13 protein-coding genes are annotated in these 15,772 nt (G+C 62.8%); 5 read left to right on the forward strand and 8 right to left on the reverse strand.

From position 1 onward, the window contains the following. Window positions 1–86 precede the first annotated feature (86 nt). Window positions 87–1,604 (forward strand): PucR family transcriptional regulator, encoded by a 1,518-nt coding sequence (locus DBV08_RS23420; RefSeq protein ID WP_124568994.1) that lies wholly within the window; start codon window positions 87–89, stop codon window positions 1,602–1,604. Here the strand turns inward: DBV08_RS23420 and DBV08_RS23425 are convergent. From DBV08_RS23425 to DBV08_RS23440, 4 genes are all read right to left on the reverse strand, one after another. Next, window positions 1,581–4,772 (reverse strand): NAD-glutamate dehydrogenase domain-containing protein, encoded by a 3,192-nt coding sequence (locus DBV08_RS23425; protein WP_124568995.1) that lies wholly within the window; start codon window positions 4,770–4,772, stop codon window positions 1,581–1,583. The genes DBV08_RS23420 and DBV08_RS23425 overlap by 24 nt on opposite strands. Before the next feature lie 127 nt (window positions 4,773–4,899). Beyond that, complete coding sequence (locus DBV08_RS23430) at window positions 4,900–6,588, reverse strand: NAD(P)/FAD-dependent oxidoreductase (protein WP_124568996.1); 1,689 nt, start codon at window positions 6,586–6,588, stop codon at window positions 4,900–4,902. Continuing rightward, window positions 6,585–7,430, reverse strand: a complete 846-nt coding sequence (locus DBV08_RS23435; RefSeq protein WP_124568997.1) for a carbon-nitrogen hydrolase family protein — start codon at window positions 7,428–7,430, stop codon at window positions 6,585–6,587. Before DBV08_RS23435 ends, DBV08_RS23430 begins: the two co-directional genes overlap by 4 nt. 133 nt (window positions 7,431–7,563) lie before the next feature. Further along, window positions 7,564–8,199 carry a helix-turn-helix domain-containing protein gene (locus DBV08_RS23440; protein WP_020968310.1) on the reverse strand — a complete coding sequence of 212 codons (636 nt, stop codon included), beginning with the start codon at window positions 8,197–8,199 and terminating at the stop codon, window positions 7,564–7,566. A gap of 146 nt (window positions 8,200–8,345) precedes the next feature. Here DBV08_RS23440 and speB point away from each other — a divergent pair, with 146 nt between their 5' ends. Then, the gene (gene speB, locus DBV08_RS23445; RefSeq protein ID WP_124568998.1) at window positions 8,346–9,302 is read left to right on the forward strand and encodes an agmatinase; all 957 of its coding nucleotides are present in this window, start codon (window positions 8,346–8,348) and stop codon (window positions 9,300–9,302) included. Here the strand turns inward: speB and DBV08_RS23450 are convergent. Continuing rightward, on the reverse strand, window positions 9,266–9,940 hold the full coding sequence (locus tag DBV08_RS23450; RefSeq protein WP_124568999.1) for a bifunctional 2-polyprenyl-6-hydroxyphenol methylase/3-demethylubiquinol 3-O-methyltransferase UbiG: 675 nt from the start codon (window positions 9,938–9,940) through the stop codon (window positions 9,266–9,268). The genes speB and DBV08_RS23450 overlap by 37 nt on opposite strands. 92 nt (window positions 9,941–10,032) lie before the next feature. On the opposite strand from DBV08_RS23450, the gene DBV08_RS23455 reads away from it, so the two are divergent. Further along, entirely contained in the window at window positions 10,033–10,488 is a 456-nt protein-coding gene (locus DBV08_RS23455; RefSeq protein ID WP_260395723.1) for a hypothetical protein, read from the forward strand. Between the two features lie 163 nt (window positions 10,489–10,651). Next, on the forward strand, window positions 10,652–12,253 hold the full coding sequence (locus DBV08_RS23460; protein ID WP_124569001.1) for an ABC transporter substrate-binding protein: 1,602 nt from the start codon (window positions 10,652–10,654) through the stop codon (window positions 12,251–12,253). Window positions 12,254–12,294: 41 nt separating this feature from the next. Here DBV08_RS23460 and DBV08_RS23465 read toward each other — a convergent pair whose 3' ends face one another. The 3 genes from DBV08_RS23465 to DBV08_RS23475 form a co-directional block, all read right to left on the reverse strand. Next, window positions 12,295–12,675, reverse strand: coding sequence for a 6-carboxytetrahydropterin synthase (locus tag DBV08_RS23465; RefSeq protein WP_260395724.1), 381 nt, complete (start codon window positions 12,673–12,675; stop codon window positions 12,295–12,297). A gap of 35 nt (window positions 12,676–12,710) precedes the next feature. Beyond that, window positions 12,711–13,076 (reverse strand): metal-sensitive transcriptional regulator, encoded by a 366-nt coding sequence (locus tag DBV08_RS23470; protein WP_206029789.1) that lies wholly within the window; start codon window positions 13,074–13,076, stop codon window positions 12,711–12,713. A 198-nt stretch (window positions 13,077–13,274) separates the two neighbouring features. Further along, entirely contained in the window at window positions 13,275–14,021 is a 747-nt protein-coding gene (locus DBV08_RS23475) for a hypothetical protein (RefSeq protein WP_124569003.1), read from the reverse strand. A 311-nt stretch (window positions 14,022–14,332) separates the two neighbouring features. Between DBV08_RS23475 and DBV08_RS23480 the strand changes: the two genes are divergently transcribed. Beyond that, window positions 14,333–15,763 (forward strand): MFS transporter, encoded by a 1,431-nt coding sequence (locus tag DBV08_RS23480; RefSeq protein ID WP_124569004.1) that lies wholly within the window; start codon window positions 14,333–14,335, stop codon window positions 15,761–15,763. The last annotated feature ends 9 nt before the right edge of the window (window positions 15,764–15,772 follow it).

Consider the following 15,772-nt stretch of genomic DNA (forward strand, 5'->3'; position numbering starts at 1 on the left):
GCGCGAAGCACGGCCAGCACTGCCGAAATGGATACCCGGAGCTTCCGGGCTACTCCATATCGGCAACGACAGCTAGCCTTGATCAGGTGACGGTTCCGATCTCGTGGCTCTTGCGCCAGAAACACCTCTCGCTGGCCCTGCTCACCGACCGAGCAGCTGCCACCCATCCCGTTACGTTTGCGCAGGCCACAGAGCTGACGGACCCCACACCGTGGCTTTCCGGCGGTGAGTTGGTGCTCACCACCGGGCTGGCACTGGTGGGCGCCGACGCCACCGACTACAGCGAGTACATCGACCGTCTGGCCGCCGCAGAAGTATCGGCTCTGGGTTTCGGGACCGGCCTTTCCCACGAGAGTGTGCCCGCAGACCTGATTGCCGCAGCCCGCGGTCGCGGACTCCCCCTGCTGGAAGTGCCGTTCACGACCCCGTTCGCGGCGGTCACGCGCGCGGTGATGACTCGCCTGAGCCAGCAGGAATACGAATCGGTCCTGCGCGCCGCAGAAGTACAGACACGCATCACCCGCGTTGCACTGCGTGGTGGCGTGTCGGCGATCGTGCGTGAACTGGCCACGGCCACAAAAACTTCGGTGGCGTTTGTCGGTGATCGGATCACCGCGGTGCATCCGGCAAACCAGAAGTCGTTGATCACCGAGGTTCGTGCGGTCGCGGCCACCACCCGCGATCCCAACTCTCCGGCGTCGATCTCGCAGAGCACACCCGAGCGGACGCTGACGCTGTCACCGGTCGGAGTGACCGACAGTTGGCACGGCTACCTCGCCATGGCGGGAGCCGGGCCCCTGAGCAACATCGACAGGGTGCTGCTCGGACATGCCGTCTCGTTGCTCACCCTCGAACTCGAGAAGCCGGTTCGCCTGCGGGCCGAGCGAACCCGACTCAATGCCATGGCTTTCGGGCTTCTGCTCGACGGCCGAATCCCCGAGGACGGTGTGCCGTCGTACCTGGACGAAGCGAGCGACACACACGGCAACGTTCGCCTCGTCCACGTTCGCGGATCCGGACTCGGCCCCGTCCTTCGCGAACTCGACAACGCTCTCGCCCGGGCAGGTCGGCCACTGTTCGCACAATCCGAGGACGGCGCGCTGACCGTACTCCTTCGCGGAACCGACACCATCGACACGGCCAAAACGCTACTGGCGCAGCTCTCCCCCACCGAAGCGAAAGCTGTGCGTGCCGGAATCAGCACCCCTCACCGCCTTCTCGACGCACCCCGCGCACTCGTCCAGGCCCGCGCCGCGGCCAACCTCACGACGGCCACGGCGCGCATTCTCGAGTTCGACGCTCTGAGCGGGTCGACAATTCTGGCGTCCGAGCCTGCCCGCGAGGCACTGATCGCAATGGCTGCGGACACCATCCCGATGTTGACCGAACACGACCAGACACACGGGACGGCCCTGGTCGCGTCGTTGCGCGCCTATCTCGAGGCGAACGGCCAATGGGAGTCGGCGGCAGCCGAACTCGGTGTTCACCGGCACACCCTCCGAGGTCGCATCGCGCGCATAGAAGAACTGCTGCAATGCGACCTCGGTCAGGCCAGGGTCAGAGCTGAACTGCTGCTCTCACTACTCGCCTGGGAGGGCCGCTGAGCGCTCCGCAGCGTGCACCGAAGCGAAGCTGGACGCACCGCGAACGAGCAGTTCGAGTTCGGCGTCGACCGTGCACAGTCGTGCCGTGTCCAGCGCTCCGCTGCGACTCACGCTCGACATCAAAGCCGTGAACCGGCGCACCGCCTGCGGATTGGCGGCGGTCCACAACTCGACTACGTCCGGAACACCTTCACCGAGCGCTCCGGACACGAGATCCGCGAAACGCGCCGTCAACCTGGCATGCACGGCGGCGCTTCCCATGACCTCCCAATGCGAGGCACCGACGGCAACGTCGACGCCTCCGAGAACATCACCCAGGTCGAGAGCGTCGGAGAGTTCCCGGTAGATCGCGGCAGCGGCCGCGACCGTCGTATTCTCCTGCAAGGCAATGTCCGCCAGGGCGAGCGCTCCGAAGGACGCCTCGATACGGTCGCCGGCCGACAAACCTTCGGTGAGAGCTCGCACCGGAGCTGCCCATCGATCGATGTCGGCGCGCGGGTTCACGGTGAAGCGTCCGGCAGCGCCCGGGCGGCGCAACACCCAGCTCATCTCGGACTCCAACAACTGCTGCAACCGATCGAGAGCCTTCAACTGCTCGGTGGCACTGCGATCCGAGTTCAGGATTTCGCGTCGAAGGTCCTCGGTACCAAGCACTTCGCTGACCACCGCGTAAGCGAGAGCCGCTTCCGGACTGCGAACTCCGAGATGTTCCTCGAGCCGGAACAGCACGCCGGGGCCGACGCGGTTGACCAGTTCGTCGACCACCGAGGTGATGATGATGTCGCGACCCAACCGGTGTGCACGAACTGCGTCCGGTGCGGCCTCGACGACGGAGAGCGGGAAGTATTCGGCAAGGCGACCGGCGAAAATCTGATTGTCCGGGACGGTCGAGGCCCCCAATTCCGCTGTCAGCACGTTCTTCGACTGCGCCACCAGCACAGCAAGTTCCGGTCGAAGCAGACCCTGACCGGCACGCGCCCTGACCGCCAGCGCCTTGGCGTCGGGCAGAGATTCTTCCAGTCGCTTCATGGCACCCGCCGAGACCAGGTTCTCGATCAACCGCTCGTGCTGATCGAGCAGTGCGGGAGCTCGGTGCTCGGCCAGGCTGATCGCGAGGGTCTGATCTTCACTGGCCTCGAGTACTGATGCGGCCACCTCGTCCTGCGCCGCCGCGAGCAGCTCGTTGCGCGCAGTCGCGTCCAACTCTGCGAGTGCGATCTTGATGTTGACTTCACGGTCCGAGGTAGCAACGCCGGCGGCGTTGTCGATGAAGTCGGCGTTGATTCGGCCACCGCCAGCGGCATATTCGATGCGAGCACGCTGGGTGAAACCGAGGTTGCCGCCCTCACCCACCACCGTCGCACGCAACTCGTCCGCGCTGACGCGAACTGCGTCGTTGGACGGATCGGCCGCGTCGACGTTGCTTTCGGTCGACGCCTTCACGTAGGTACCGACGCCGCCGTTCCACAACAGGTCCACCGGAGCGCACAGGATCGCTCGGATGAGTTCCTGCGGGGTCAGCTTCTCCTCGGTGATTCCGAGGGCCGCACGCGCCTCGAGCGGAAGGCGGATCGACTTCGCGCTGCGCGGCCAGACGCCACCACCCGGCGACATCACGGTGCGGTCGAAGTCGTCCCAGGACGAGCGCGGCACGGTGAAGAGTCGAGCGCGTTCGGCGAACGTCGTCTCGGTGTCGGGGGTCGGGTCGATGAAGATGTGGCGGTGATCGAATGCCGCGACCAGACGGATCTTGCGCGAGAGCAGCATTCCGTTACCGAACACGTCGCCGGACATGTCACCGATGCCCGCGACAGTGAAGGGATCGGTGTCGACGTCGAGGTCGCGCTCGGCGAAGTGGCGTCGTACCGCTACCCAGGCGCCGCGAGCGGTGATGCCCATCGCCTTGTGGTCGTAGCCGGCCGAACCGCCGGAAGCGAAAGCGTCGCCGAGCCAGAAACCACGCTCGACGGCGATGCCGTTCGCGACGTCGGAGAACCGTGCTGTCCCCTTGTCGGCAGCCACGACGAGGTAGGAGTCCTCACCGTCGTACTCGATCACTTCGGCCGGATGTACTGCTGCGCCGTCGACGATGTTGTCCACCACGTCCAGCAGGCCGCGAATGAAGGTGCTGTACGACTCCTGCACCTGCGCCGGAGTCGGTGACGACGTGCCTCGAACCACGAACGCGCCCTTGGCTCCCGAAGGAACGATCGGCGAATTCTTCACGCTCTGGGTCTTCATGAGACTCAGAGCCTCGGTGCGGAAGTCCTCGTATCGATCCGACCAACGCAGGCCACCACGGGCGACGGAGGAACTACGCAGATGCACGCCTTCGACATTGGGTGCGCTGACGTAGATCTCGCGGAAGGGAACGGTCTTCTGCGGAGTGGAGAGCAACTGCGAGTCGATCTTGAACGACGCGTACGGCAGCGGTTCGCCACTCTCACCGCGCAGGTACCAGTTGGTGCGCAGAGTCGCCTGCAGGAACGAACGCACGCCGCGCAGAACACGGTCCTCGTCGAGAGTGTCTGCACCGTCGACTGATTCGTCGATGGCTGCCGTTGCGGTAGCCACAGCTGTCTCACGCACACCCGCCACGGCGGGGTCGAAACGCGCGGTGAAAAGTTCGATCGCCTGCCGTACGAAGAGTGGCTTCGCTGCCAACACTCCGACGATGTAGCTCTCGGACAAACCGATACGAGCCTGAGCGAGGAAACGGCACGCAGCCCGCAGCAACTCTGCATCGCGCCAGGTGATGTCTGCTCGTCCGATCAGACTGGAGAACGCGTCCATCCGGGTCTGTCCGGCGATGACGGCTTCGAAGGCGTCCGCCATCTTCTCCAGCGCACTGCCGTCGAAGGTGCTCGGCTCGAAGGTGAAGTAATGCGCCGAACCCAGAACGGTCGGAAGCGGGCGGTGCGTCGAAACTCGGAGTCCGAGAGACTCGAAGTTCTCGCACAGATCGGAGAGGGAGGGCTCTCCGGACGGCCACAGCACCACGCAAGTCAGATCGTCACTGTTCTGGTTGTCACCCTGACGGAAGACGAGTCGCTGGCCCGCTGCGGCCAATTCGGCGACCAGTTCGAGCGCCGGGTCACCGGATCGATCACCGCCTGCCGATCTCGATTCTGCAGCTGCGGTCTTGGTCGCCGATGATGTGCTCGCCATTGAACACCCTCCTGGAAATTATTGGATCCGAACACTTTCCAGTGTTGCGTGGATCACCGGAAAGAGGTCGTGCCCGATAGGAGTACCAACCCCCATCGGGCACGACATTTCGGCAGTTGCGGTGAGCTCAGTCGCCCAACCTGATCGGAGCGAGCTCCTCGAACACGTCGCCGGGTCCGGGGTTCTCGGTAGGCGCAGCGCCGCCGAGATGGTTGACGACACCCCACACCGCGTTGATCGCGGTCTGGATCGCGCCCTCGGCCCAGCCGGCGGTCCACGACACGTCGTCACCGGCGAGGAAGATTCCCCGATGACGCGGTTCGAGATCATTCTGCACGAAGTGCGAGAACAGGCGTTCCTGGTAGCGGTAGTGGCCCGGAAGATTCGCCTTGAACGCACCCATGAAGTCGCGCTCGGTCTCCCACGACAGCGTCACCGGGCTCGAGATGATGTGGCTGCGGAAGTCCACGCCCGGGTAGATCTCTTCGAGAGAGCGCAGCATGATGTTCATGCGCTCGGTGGCGTCGAGCGCCAGCAGCTTGAGCGAGTCGTCCGACCAGGTGTACGACAAGCAGATCAGGCCGGGCTTGCCCTCACCTTGATCGAGCAGGTATGTGCCGCGACTCATGCGGTCGGTCAATGTCATCGACACCGAATCACGCCCGGTCTCGGGATCCTTGTCCTTCCAGAACGGGCGGTCGACGAGCACGAACACCTTGGTCGAACCCATGTAGTGAGTCCGCTCGATCGCAGTCCAGTGGTCGATCGGGAACAGGTCGTCGTCACACCTGATGTTGTTGAGCAGCATCCAACTCTGCACTGTCACAACGGCACTCGCATAGGTACGAATGAACCCGTCGGAGTCGGTGACCGTGATGTTGCCGGGCTCGGTACGGCGGAGTTCGGTGACGCGGGGACGGGTCTTGCCGTCGTTGAGCGAAGCGACCGTCGTACCGGCAGGCCAATGCGCCATCTGCGCCGGGGCGCGGTTCCACAACCGCATCGGCAACTGCTGCGATCCACCCACGATGCCGCGATGGTCGTCGTCGGCGGCCGTGATGACCACACGAAGGATTTCGAGGATCGAGTTGGGGTAATCGGTATCCCAACCGCCCGTACCGAATCCGACCTGCCCGAACACTTCCCGCATGTGGAAGGACTTGAAGTGCTTCGACGCGGCGAGGAATCCGTAGAACGTCTGGTCGTCGTAGCGCACCACGAGGTCGTTCCAGATCCGCTTGATTTCTGCGGTGTCGCGGTCACGAATCGCCTGCTGCAACGGAATCAGATCTGCATGCTCTTCGAGAGTGCGCTGCCAGGCCTGCGCCACCTCGGTGTAGATCGGCGGCAGATCCTCGAGAGTGTGCGCGTAGTGGCTCTCACCCTTGAGATCGATGACCGTGCTCGGTGTGACCTCGGCAAGGGGATTGGGGAACTCTTCGGTCTGCAGACCCAGTTCGTTCAGGTAATGGAACAACGTCGTCGACGACGGCGGGAAACGCATTGCGCCCATCTCGGCGACAACCCCGGGGTGCCCGTCGAACTCGACCGACCGCATCCGGCCGCCGATCTGATCGGCTTCGTAGACAATCGGTTTGAGACCGATCTTGAGCAACTCGTAGGCCGCGATCATGCCGGAGAGTCCGCCACCGATCACGGCAACCTCGGTACCCAGTGCCAGGTCGGGCACCGAGCCGACTCCCGCCGGACTGGAAACGTAGTCGTCGTACGGGAACGGAAAATCCGGTCCGAACATCGTGAGGGGCGGCTGCTTGCCGGGTTCCGAGGAACTGTCCGGAGCTACTGGGATGGTCATCTACGGTTCTCCTTGGAGACAGTCGTGACAGGAAGGTCTGGATACAGATCGAGGCGTCGATCGTCGAGATGTGTATTGAGAGTGCGCGATTGCGCGACGGTGGCGGCGGCGATGTCCGCGAAGAGCAATTCCTGGTCGCCGCCGGCCCTCGCCAACTCGACACCGTCTGGTGCGATGGCGCACGAGAGACCGCAGTAGGTCAGCTCGGTTTCGGCACCGCAGCGATTGACGTAGGTGACGAACATCTGACTCTCGTAGGCGCGGGCCGGAACCACTTGCTGCGCAATGTGTTCGTAAGGAGTCATCAAGCCTGTCGGCACGATGAGCCATTCGGTACCGGCGTCGGCGTGCGCCCGAACCGCTTCGGGAAACTCCACGTCGTAGCAGATCAACAATCCGCAGCGGATACCCTCGAAATCGAACCCGACCACCAAGGTCTCACCTGGCCGGAAGTGCTCACGGTCGAGCGTGCCGAACAGATGCGTCTTGCGGTAGTGCGCAAGCGAGGTGCCGTCGCGGCCCACCACCTGCACACTGTTGTAGACATCTCCCCCGTCGAGTTCGGGGTAGCCGTAGACGATTGCGATGCCCGCACTGCGAGCAATCTCGGCGACGGAATCGAAGATCGGGCCGTCGGCCGGTTCCGCACGCAGCGACACCAGTTCGCCGATGTCGTAGCCGGTTGCAGACATCTCCGGGGTCAGAAGGATCCTCGCGCCGGACTCAGCAGCCTCACGGGCAGCGGTGTCGATCGCAGCGAGGTTGAACTCCACCGACGCAAAGGTGTCCGGTGTAGTGAGCGGACCTTGGAACAGGCCAACTCGAACTGAATCGACATGCATGGTGCGCTCCTTCAGGAGTTCCGTGACGCCAATTTTCGACGGTGTGTGTGACGGGGACAACTACCAGCGTGACGGGTGCCGCCAATCATGTCAACTCTTGTTTCCTAAGAATCAACATTCACGGATTCGAGCCTCACGAAGGCGACGCGCGTGGCCCTTCCGGCAATGCCGGATTCAAGACCCACAGAACCTTCGCCAGAACCGAGCCTTCGGCCTGAAAACTATGGTTGTGCGTCGGCGTGAATGTGAAGGAATCGCCCGCCGCAAGCACGACGTCCTCGGCGTCGACGGCCTCACCGTTCGGATCTGTCCGACCGCCCTCGAACGAGACCCGCAAGCCGCCCTCGAGCACGTGCACGAAGTTCACGTCGATCGGCAGACTGTAGAACTCCTGACCACTTCCGCCGCCTGGTTCCAGCTCGCCGAGCAGCACCTGAATTCGACGCTCGTTGGTAGGCGTGAGCAGGTATTCCGTCATCTTTTCGCCGCCGAAGCTGATTTGCGGCATGGCATCGGCACGAACCACTTCACCGGCAGATGCGTTCTCGAACAGGGATCCGACAGGGATCTCGAGTACCGCACACACTTTGATCAGGGTTGCCACCGACGCATTGACGTGATCGCGCTCGAGTTTCGAGAGATACCCCTTGGTCACACCGCAGGCCTCGGCCAGGTCGTCGAGCGTCAACCGCTTCGATTGACGTGCCGCCTTGAGCCTCGCTCCGATGCGCGGACCGACCGGCTCGACCGCTTCCTTCGCCTTGGCCACTGAACCCACTCCTTCACGACCGCCGTGTCCCTTTCAGGAAACAGGGGTTGACAACCGAGCCTCTTGAAGAAACCATACTTGCTCAGAGAGCTACATCACTGAAGGGCGCCCGGTGTGCGCCGAATCGAGAGCAGGGACCTCTGCACATGGCTACCAACAACCCCGGATCGTTCGTCGGACCCGTCGACGCCACGCGCGTCCCCCGCTACGCCGAGCCGACCACCTTTGCGCGTCTCCCGCGCCTGGACGAGGTCTCGCGCGCCGACGTGACGATCCTCGGCATTCCCTTCGATTCGGGTGTCAGCTACCGCCCCGGCGCTCGTTTCGGTCCGGGCCACATCCGCGCTGCGTCGAAGCTGCTGCGTCCGTACAACCCGGCGCTCAAGGTCTCCCCCTTTGCCAACCAGCAGGTAGCCGATTTCGGTGACATCGGCGTCAACCCCTTCGACATCCAGGAAGCTCTCACGACGGTTCAGTCCGCCGTCACCGACCTGCGTGCCGACGGTTCATCCGTGCTCACGCTCGGCGGCGACCACACCATCGCACTGCCGATCCTGCGCTCACTGGCCCGCGATCACGGCCCGATCGCCGTCCTGCACTTCGACGCTCACCTCGACACGTGGGACACGTACTTCGGCCAGCCCTTCACCCACGGCACGCCCTTCCGCCGCGCCAGCGAAGAGGGCCTGATCGACATGGAGCGTTCGCAGCACATCGGTATCCGAGGACCGCTCTACAGCGAGAAGGACCTCGAAGACGACCGCGTTCTCGGCTTCCAGGTGATCCGCAGTGACGACTACGAGGTCGACGGCGTCGCCAGCATCGTCGAGCGCATGCGTAAGCGCCTCGACGGTGGCCCGGTATACGTCTCCGTCGACATCGACGTACTCGATCCCGCCCACGCTCCGGGTACCGGAACACCCGAAGCGGGCGGCATGACCTCTCGCGAATTGTTGAACACACTGCGCGGATTGGTCGGACTCAACGTGGTCGGCGCCGACATCGTCGAGGTAGCGCCGGCGTACGACCACGCCGAGATCACCGGTATCGCAGCGGCTCACGTCGCTTACGAGCTGCTGTCGGTACTCGCGCTCAATCGCTGAAGCAGCGCAACGGTATCCGTGGTGTGATGCATCTCGGGGTTCGCGGGAAGATCTCGTTCCCGCGACTCCGAGACCAACACCTTCCACCCATCCGTGAACAACGACTCCACATATTCCGGGGTATGCAGCATTGCCCGATGGTGCTCGGTCGGCGACTCGTGGGGTGAATGACCCACGATCAGCAGATGTCCGCCCGGCGCAACCAGATCTCCGAGAGCACGGAACAATTCCCCGCGCGCGGGTTCGAGCATGTGGAAGAACTGCGCGGACACCAGATCGAACGAGCGCCCCTGCGGATCCCACTTCGTCAGGTCGGCTTCCAGCCATTCGATGTCGACGCCCTCGCCCTCGACGTGAGCCTGGGCGCGACCGAGCGCAACCGACGAGATGTCGGTGCCGGTGACCTTCCACCCGCGACGCGCCAACCACAAAGCGTCGGCACCTTCGCCGCAACCGACGTCGAGTGCAGTGCCCGGTTCGAGGTCGGAGGCTTCCGCAATCAACTGTGGGTTGGGATTTCCGCTCCAGCGCGCTGGGCGTTCCTCGTACAGCGAGTTCCAGAATTGTGCGTCCGCCTTGGCGTACGGGTTCTCGGTCGTGTCGGAGTTCTCGTGGTGATTGTCGTGTTCGTGGCTCATTCATCCAGGATGAACACCTCTCACAATTCACGCAACGATCTTTGCTGAAACAGCAACTTCTCCACCTCGACGCTCTGCTAGCGTCACGCTTCGTGGCCGGTGGATTTCCCGTGTTTCGCCTGTACTGCAACTCGGAGAGCTCACACGTATTGTGTTGCGCGCATTTTCCCGAGTTCAGCGGTTCGAGCCCGGACGAAGAGTTCAGCACCCAGCGGAGTTTCGACCGCACCGTCGAGAAGATGCTGCGCGAGGCATCCTTCGATCCGACGACCTTGACTTTGGTCGGCGAGCAGCAGGGTTATCCCGTCGGAGACCGACTGTTCGATGCGACAGTTCCGCGCACCGGGACCGTCTCGTACGCGTTTCAAGAAGCCGGACCGCCGTGGATCGTTCTCGGCCTTGATGTTTCGGTGGACGAATTCTGGTCCGAGATCGACGACGACGAAGACCTCCACGGTCTCGGCCCCACCTCCCCGTTGAGGTCAGTTCCAGCAACCGTGCTCACGGAGACCGAGTGGCCACGACGAAGTGACCTCGACTCCCCGTGAACTGAACCAAACCTTCAACCTTCGTGAAATCGAACAAAAATCCGCCCAATTTTCGTGAAGATCGACCGAGATGCCCGTCACGTCCTACGCCAAGATTTAGCGGTCACACTCGACTGCGCCCTCACGATTCGTCCCGGGGCCCCGGCTCCTTCACGGAGGCACAATGAAACACCGCTCCTATTCGACGCTTGCCGCGACCGCGGGGCTCGCGCTCGTGTTGTCGGCTTGCAGCTCGGGAGGCACGTCCTCGGGCTCTGGCGGCGGTGAGCCTCTGACAGACGGAACCTTCCGGTACGCGTTGCAAGCCGATCCGGGTGCACTCAACCCGATCATGTCCGGCTCTGCGGCAACCGCGGAAATCTCGAAGCTGGCGTACGACTCCCTCGTCTACCAGGATCCTGAAACCAGTGAATTCAAACCATGGTTGGCCGAGAAGTGGGAAGAAACGCCGACCTCCGCGTCCTTCACCATTCGTGAAGGCGTGACCTGTACCGACGGGTCGACGCTGACCGCACAGACCGTCGCAAACAACATCAACTTCGTAGCCGATCCGGCCAAGGGTTCACAACAACGCGGCACCACAGTACCCATCGGCGCTTCGGCCGCTGCCGATCTCGCCACCCGCACCATCACGGTCACCACTCCGACGCCGACCCCGTTCCTCCTCCTCACCATCAGTCGCCTCCCGATCATGTGCGATGCCGGACTCGAGGATCCGACCGCCTCGAACAACAAATCGCTGGGCTCCGGCATGTTCGAAGTCACCGAGGTCTCGGCCAATGACCACTACACGTTCGAGCGTCGTGACGGTTACAGCTGGGGCCCCGACGACACCACCTCCGACACACCAGGTGTCCCCAAGACAGTCATCGCTGTCATGGCACCCAATGTCAGCACCGCAGCAAACCAGCTTCTCTCGGGCGAACTGAGCGCATCTCCGATCGCCGGTCCGGACAAGGATCGCATCGATGCCGCAAATTTCGCCTCGATCGATCGCCCGATGCCCTCCGGTCAGATGTACTTCAACCAGATCGCGTCCAATCCCACCAGCGATCCCGCCGTTCGCAAAGCACTCATCCAGGCTGTGAATCTCGACGATCTCGCTGAAGTTATCACTGCCGGCCAGGGCACCCGCGCAACAAGCCTTGTCGGCGTCGAACCCCGCGCCTGCGTGTACGACTCCGTCACCGGCAACATTCCGGACTACGACCTCAGCGCAGCGAAGGCAACCTTGGATGCGGCCGGTTGGACCGCCGGCTCGGACGGAAAACGAAGCAAGGACGGAAAGCCGCTGGCCCTCCGCCTCTTCTACGCTGCCGGCGAAGATGCACGCAGCGCGGCAGCCGAACTCACTCAGTCGGCATGGTCCGACCTCGGTGCGACCGTCGAGGTGACGGGAGCAGACCAGAACAAGGTTGTCGACGTCATGCTCAGTGGCAAGGACAACAACCAGTGGGACATCGCGTGGATCCAGATCAACAACTCGATTCCCAGCGGCTTCGTCCCGTTCTTCACCGGACCTGCCCCGGCAGCCGGTAAGAATTTCTCGTCGATCAACAACCCCGCCTACGAAGCAGCAGTGGCCAAGGCCTCCGGTTTGACCGGCGACGCAGCGTGCACAGAGTGGGCGGATGCCGAGTCGCAGATCACCAAAACGGTGTCCGCAGTCCCGTTTGCGAATACGACCATGAGCTTCTACTTCAACAAGGCCGGGCTCGCGTTCGGTAAGTCCTTCATCGGGTCTGCACTGCGTCTCTACCAGTAGTCCGATCGATCGAACGCTGTGCGTCAGCGAGATACGTCAGGTCAGTGCGATCTGACGTATCTCGTTGTTACACCGATTGTCTCGTTGTCGAGCTCGACGTAGTCCAGCTGAGGAATGCTGGGCGCCAGTTCAGTGAAAGCCCACTTCGCAACGTTCTCGAAAGACGGGCGGAAATCGAAAATCTCCGGCCAGGCACCGCCCGCCAACCGCTCTGCACATCGATCGACGGACTCGTCCAGAGCGTCCGTGTCTACGAACCATCCACGTTCTCCGAGTTGGTCGTCCTCGAACGAGAACCCCGCTCGCATCGTCACGCGAAAACCCTCGGCGGGCATCAGCGGCGGCAAGTTCTTCGCGTCCCGCACCGGCGCCGGAAGCCCTTGTCTCACAGCGAATGTACGACGGATCTCGACTCTGAACATGCCCACCACGGTATCAACGTTCATCGAACTCAGCTCTACGAGCGAACCAACCGCGCAATCGCGTCGTTCGCTTCCTTGATCTTGGCGTCCGCCTCGGGGCCGCCGGCAACCGCAGCTTTGACGACGCAGTGGCCGATGTGGTCCTCGAGCAGGCCCATGGCCACTGCCTGGAGAGCCTTGGTCATCGCCGAGACCTGCGTGAGAATGTCGATGCAGTACTTGTCCTCGTCGACCATGCGCTGTAGACCGCGCGCTTGACCCTCGATACGACGCAGACGCGCCAGGTAGTCGCCCTTGGCGGAGATGTAGCCGTGCGAATCACTCGTGCAGCACGCATCGCCGGTCGTATCACTGCCTGGGGCACTACCTGGAGTGCTGCCAACTTCTGTCGCTTCCGACATTCGGTGTCCTCCTGTTCGTCAACGCGTGACGTCGCAACAATTCTCATTCCCGGGGCGATGTGCGGATACTCTTCGGCTTCCGTTGTCCTGCAGAGCAATCACTGCGCACATCGCCACGCACTTCGCTACTGCACGAACAGATGGGTGCATGGCGATTAGCGATACCCGTTTTCCCGCTGCTGCGAAACGCATACGGTCTCAGTGCCCGTGGTGGGCGTGATGCGCGCGTTCGGACTCAGGCGTGGTCGCGTTGTCGGCAGTCAGTGTGAATTCCGCGGTACGCACCACATCGCCATGTTTGAAGTCCAAGAACAATCGGTAATCCTCGGCGCTCGGCATGTTGGCGTAGAAGGTGATTGCCGGTCCGGCCGGTGTGACGCCGTCACCGGGGTAGCCGTCCGGATGGACGTGGAGATACGCGAGGTCGGAGGCACGCAACGCGACCAGATGCCCGTAGGCGGCAAGGTAGGGCTGCAAGTCCGTGACGGGGATTCCGTCTCGACTGACCGAGAGTGTGAGCTTCGATGTCTGGCCCGCATGGGCTTCACCTTCGACAGAGACGGTGTACCCGTCGACCGTCGTGACACTAGCGGCGGCAGGCAACGGCCGAGGTTCGTAGGAGCCGGCGACGCGCGCATCTGCGCTCAGTGTGATTCCGTCACCACCGTCCGGCGTGAAGTCCGCGAAGACTCGATAGTCGCCTGGGTGATCGAAATCTACTGACACATGCCAGTTTCCGTTCTCATCCAATTCAGGATGCACGTGCTGGAATCCGGTCAGGTCCAGGCCGACCACGATCAGATGCAGCTGCTTGTCGTGGGTATCGGTGTACCGAGTCAACGGAGTTCCCGCCGAATCCAGGATCCGAAACTGTATAGGCACATTGCTGCCGACTGATGCCTCCGACGTTGCCAATTCCAATGTGTAGCCGTTATTGCTGGACATCTTGCCCTCCCGAGCCTAGGTCGGCAGCACTTTCGTTGCCGTTTGCGTTGGGTTCTGCGTTCTTCGAAATCGAAGCTGTTGCAATTTGTACCATACCCCCCTAGGGTATGCAACGAACTACTCGAACACCGTGAATTCACTCGAAGGAGATCCGATGCGCACCCACGCCGAGCGTCGGCCGACCGAGTTCGAAAAGCGCCCCTTTCCCGTGCATTTCCTCGCAGCACTGCGCCGATGTCGCAGTGGCTCGCTCATGACGCCCCCTGACCACGCAAGCATCACCTATACCCCGTACAGGTAAGGAATTCAGAATGTCCACACAACCGAAATCCACACGTAAGTGGTGGGCGTTGGCGTTGATCGCCGCCGCTCAGTTCATGGTCATCATGGATACGTCGATCATCGGTGTCGCTCTCCCCCAGATGCAGAGCGACCTCGGCTTTTCCCAGGAAGGCCTGACCTGGGTCTTCAATGCATACGTCATCGCGTTCGGCGGGCTACTCCTCCTCGGCGGCCGCCTGTCCGACCTGTTCGGCGCTCGCAGAGTGTTCTCCGCTGGTTGGCTGATCCTGCTGATCGGTTCCGTTGTCGCCGGTGCCGCCGGTAACGTGGCCGTCGAACTTGCGGGCCGCGCAGTTCAGGGCGCAGGCGCAGCACTCATCGCCCCCTCTGCGCTCACTCTGCTGATGATGCTGTTCGGCAGCACGCAGAAGGAAATGACCAAGGCGCTGTCCATCTACGGCGCTGCCGCCCCGGCAGGCGGTACGGCCGGCGTGTTCCTCGGCGGCGTCATCACCGAATACACCAGCTGGCCTTGGGTGTTCTATCTCAACATTCCCATCGCCGTCGTCGCGCTGATCGCTACCCCCTTCCTGATGCCGAACGCACCGGCACGTACCGGTTCGATCGATTTCCTCGGCGCACTGGCCGTCACCGCAGGCCTCGCTGTCGGAGTCTTCGGCATCGTCAGAGCACCTGACGTCGGGTGGGGATCCGGGCAGACCTGGCTGGCGCTCGCCGTTTCGGCCGCTCTGTTGGGCGCATTCGTACTGATCCAGTCCAAGCGTCGTGAACCTCTCGTGCGTCTGGGAATCTTCAAGGCGCCCAACCTCGGTGCCGCGAACATCGCTCAGCTCGTGCTCGGCGCCGCCTGGATACCGATGTGGTTCTTCCTGAACCTGTACCTGCAGCAAGTGCTCGGATACAGCGCCTTCCCGGCCGGTGCAGCGCTGCTGCCCATGACCATCTTCGTCATGCTCGGCATGATCGTGGTGGCACCACGGGCCATGGCGCGATTCGGCGCGAAAGCAACGATCGTGGCCGGATTGCTGGTACTGGGAATCGGATTGGGGTGGATGTCGTTGATCCGGCCCACCGGCAACTTCTGGGTCGACGTACTGCCGGCGTCGCTGGTGGCTGCTGCAGGTATGACGCTGGCGTTCATTCCCTCACTGGGTACGGCGATTTCGGCCGCACGCCCGGAAGAGGGCGGATTGGCCTCCGGCATCGTCAACGTCAGTTACCAGGTCGGCTCGGCTGTCGGTCTCGCGGTGATGACCGCGATCGCAGCGGTGTTCGGCGCCGATCAACTCGGTGACCTGACGGAGTTGACGAACGGGTTCTCCGCGGTATTCCTCGGTGCAGCCGCCATCGCCGTAGTGGGCGCGGGTATCACCGCGGTAGTCATGCGCTCGCCCAAGGTCGACGAGTCTGAAACCGCTAGATCCAGCGTCAATTCTTGACCAACTCCG

It is taken from the genome of Rhodococcus sp. KBW08, from assembly GCF_003852455.1.
Lineage (GTDB): Bacteria > Actinomycetota > Actinomycetes > Mycobacteriales > Mycobacteriaceae > Rhodococcus_F > Rhodococcus_F baikonurensis.

Coding starts and splice junctions, on each gene's coding strand:
- DBV08_RS23470 (WP_206029789.1), bottom strand. CDS start 13,076: ATGTCGGAAGCGACAGAAGTTGGCAGCACTCCAGGTAGTGCCCCAGGC.
- DBV08_RS23480 (WP_124569004.1), top strand. CDS start 14,333: ATGTCCACACAACCGAAATCCACACGTAAGTGGTGGGCGTTGGCGTTG.
- DBV08_RS23450 (WP_124568999.1), bottom strand. CDS start 9,940: ATGAGCCACGAACACGACAATCACCACGAGAACTCCGACACGACCGAG.
- DBV08_RS23425 (WP_124568995.1), bottom strand. CDS start 4,772: ATGGCGAGCACATCATCGGCGACCAAGACCGCAGCTGCAGAATCGAGA.
- DBV08_RS23465 (WP_260395724.1), bottom strand. CDS start 12,675: ATGTTCAGAGTCGAGATCCGTCGTACATTCGCTGTGAGACAAGGGCTT.
- DBV08_RS23460 (WP_124569001.1), top strand. CDS start 10,652: ATGAAACACCGCTCCTATTCGACGCTTGCCGCGACCGCGGGGCTCGCG.
- DBV08_RS23475 (WP_124569003.1), bottom strand. CDS start 14,021: ATGTCCAGCAATAACGGCTACACATTGGAATTGGCAACGTCGGAGGCA.
- DBV08_RS23430 (WP_124568996.1), bottom strand. CDS start 6,588: ATGACCATCCCAGTAGCTCCGGACAGTTCCTCGGAACCCGGCAAGCAG.
- speB (WP_124568998.1), top strand. CDS start 8,346: ATGGCTACCAACAACCCCGGATCGTTCGTCGGACCCGTCGACGCCACG.
- DBV08_RS23435 (WP_124568997.1), bottom strand. CDS start 7,430: ATGCATGTCGATTCAGTTCGAGTTGGCCTGTTCCAAGGTCCGCTCACT.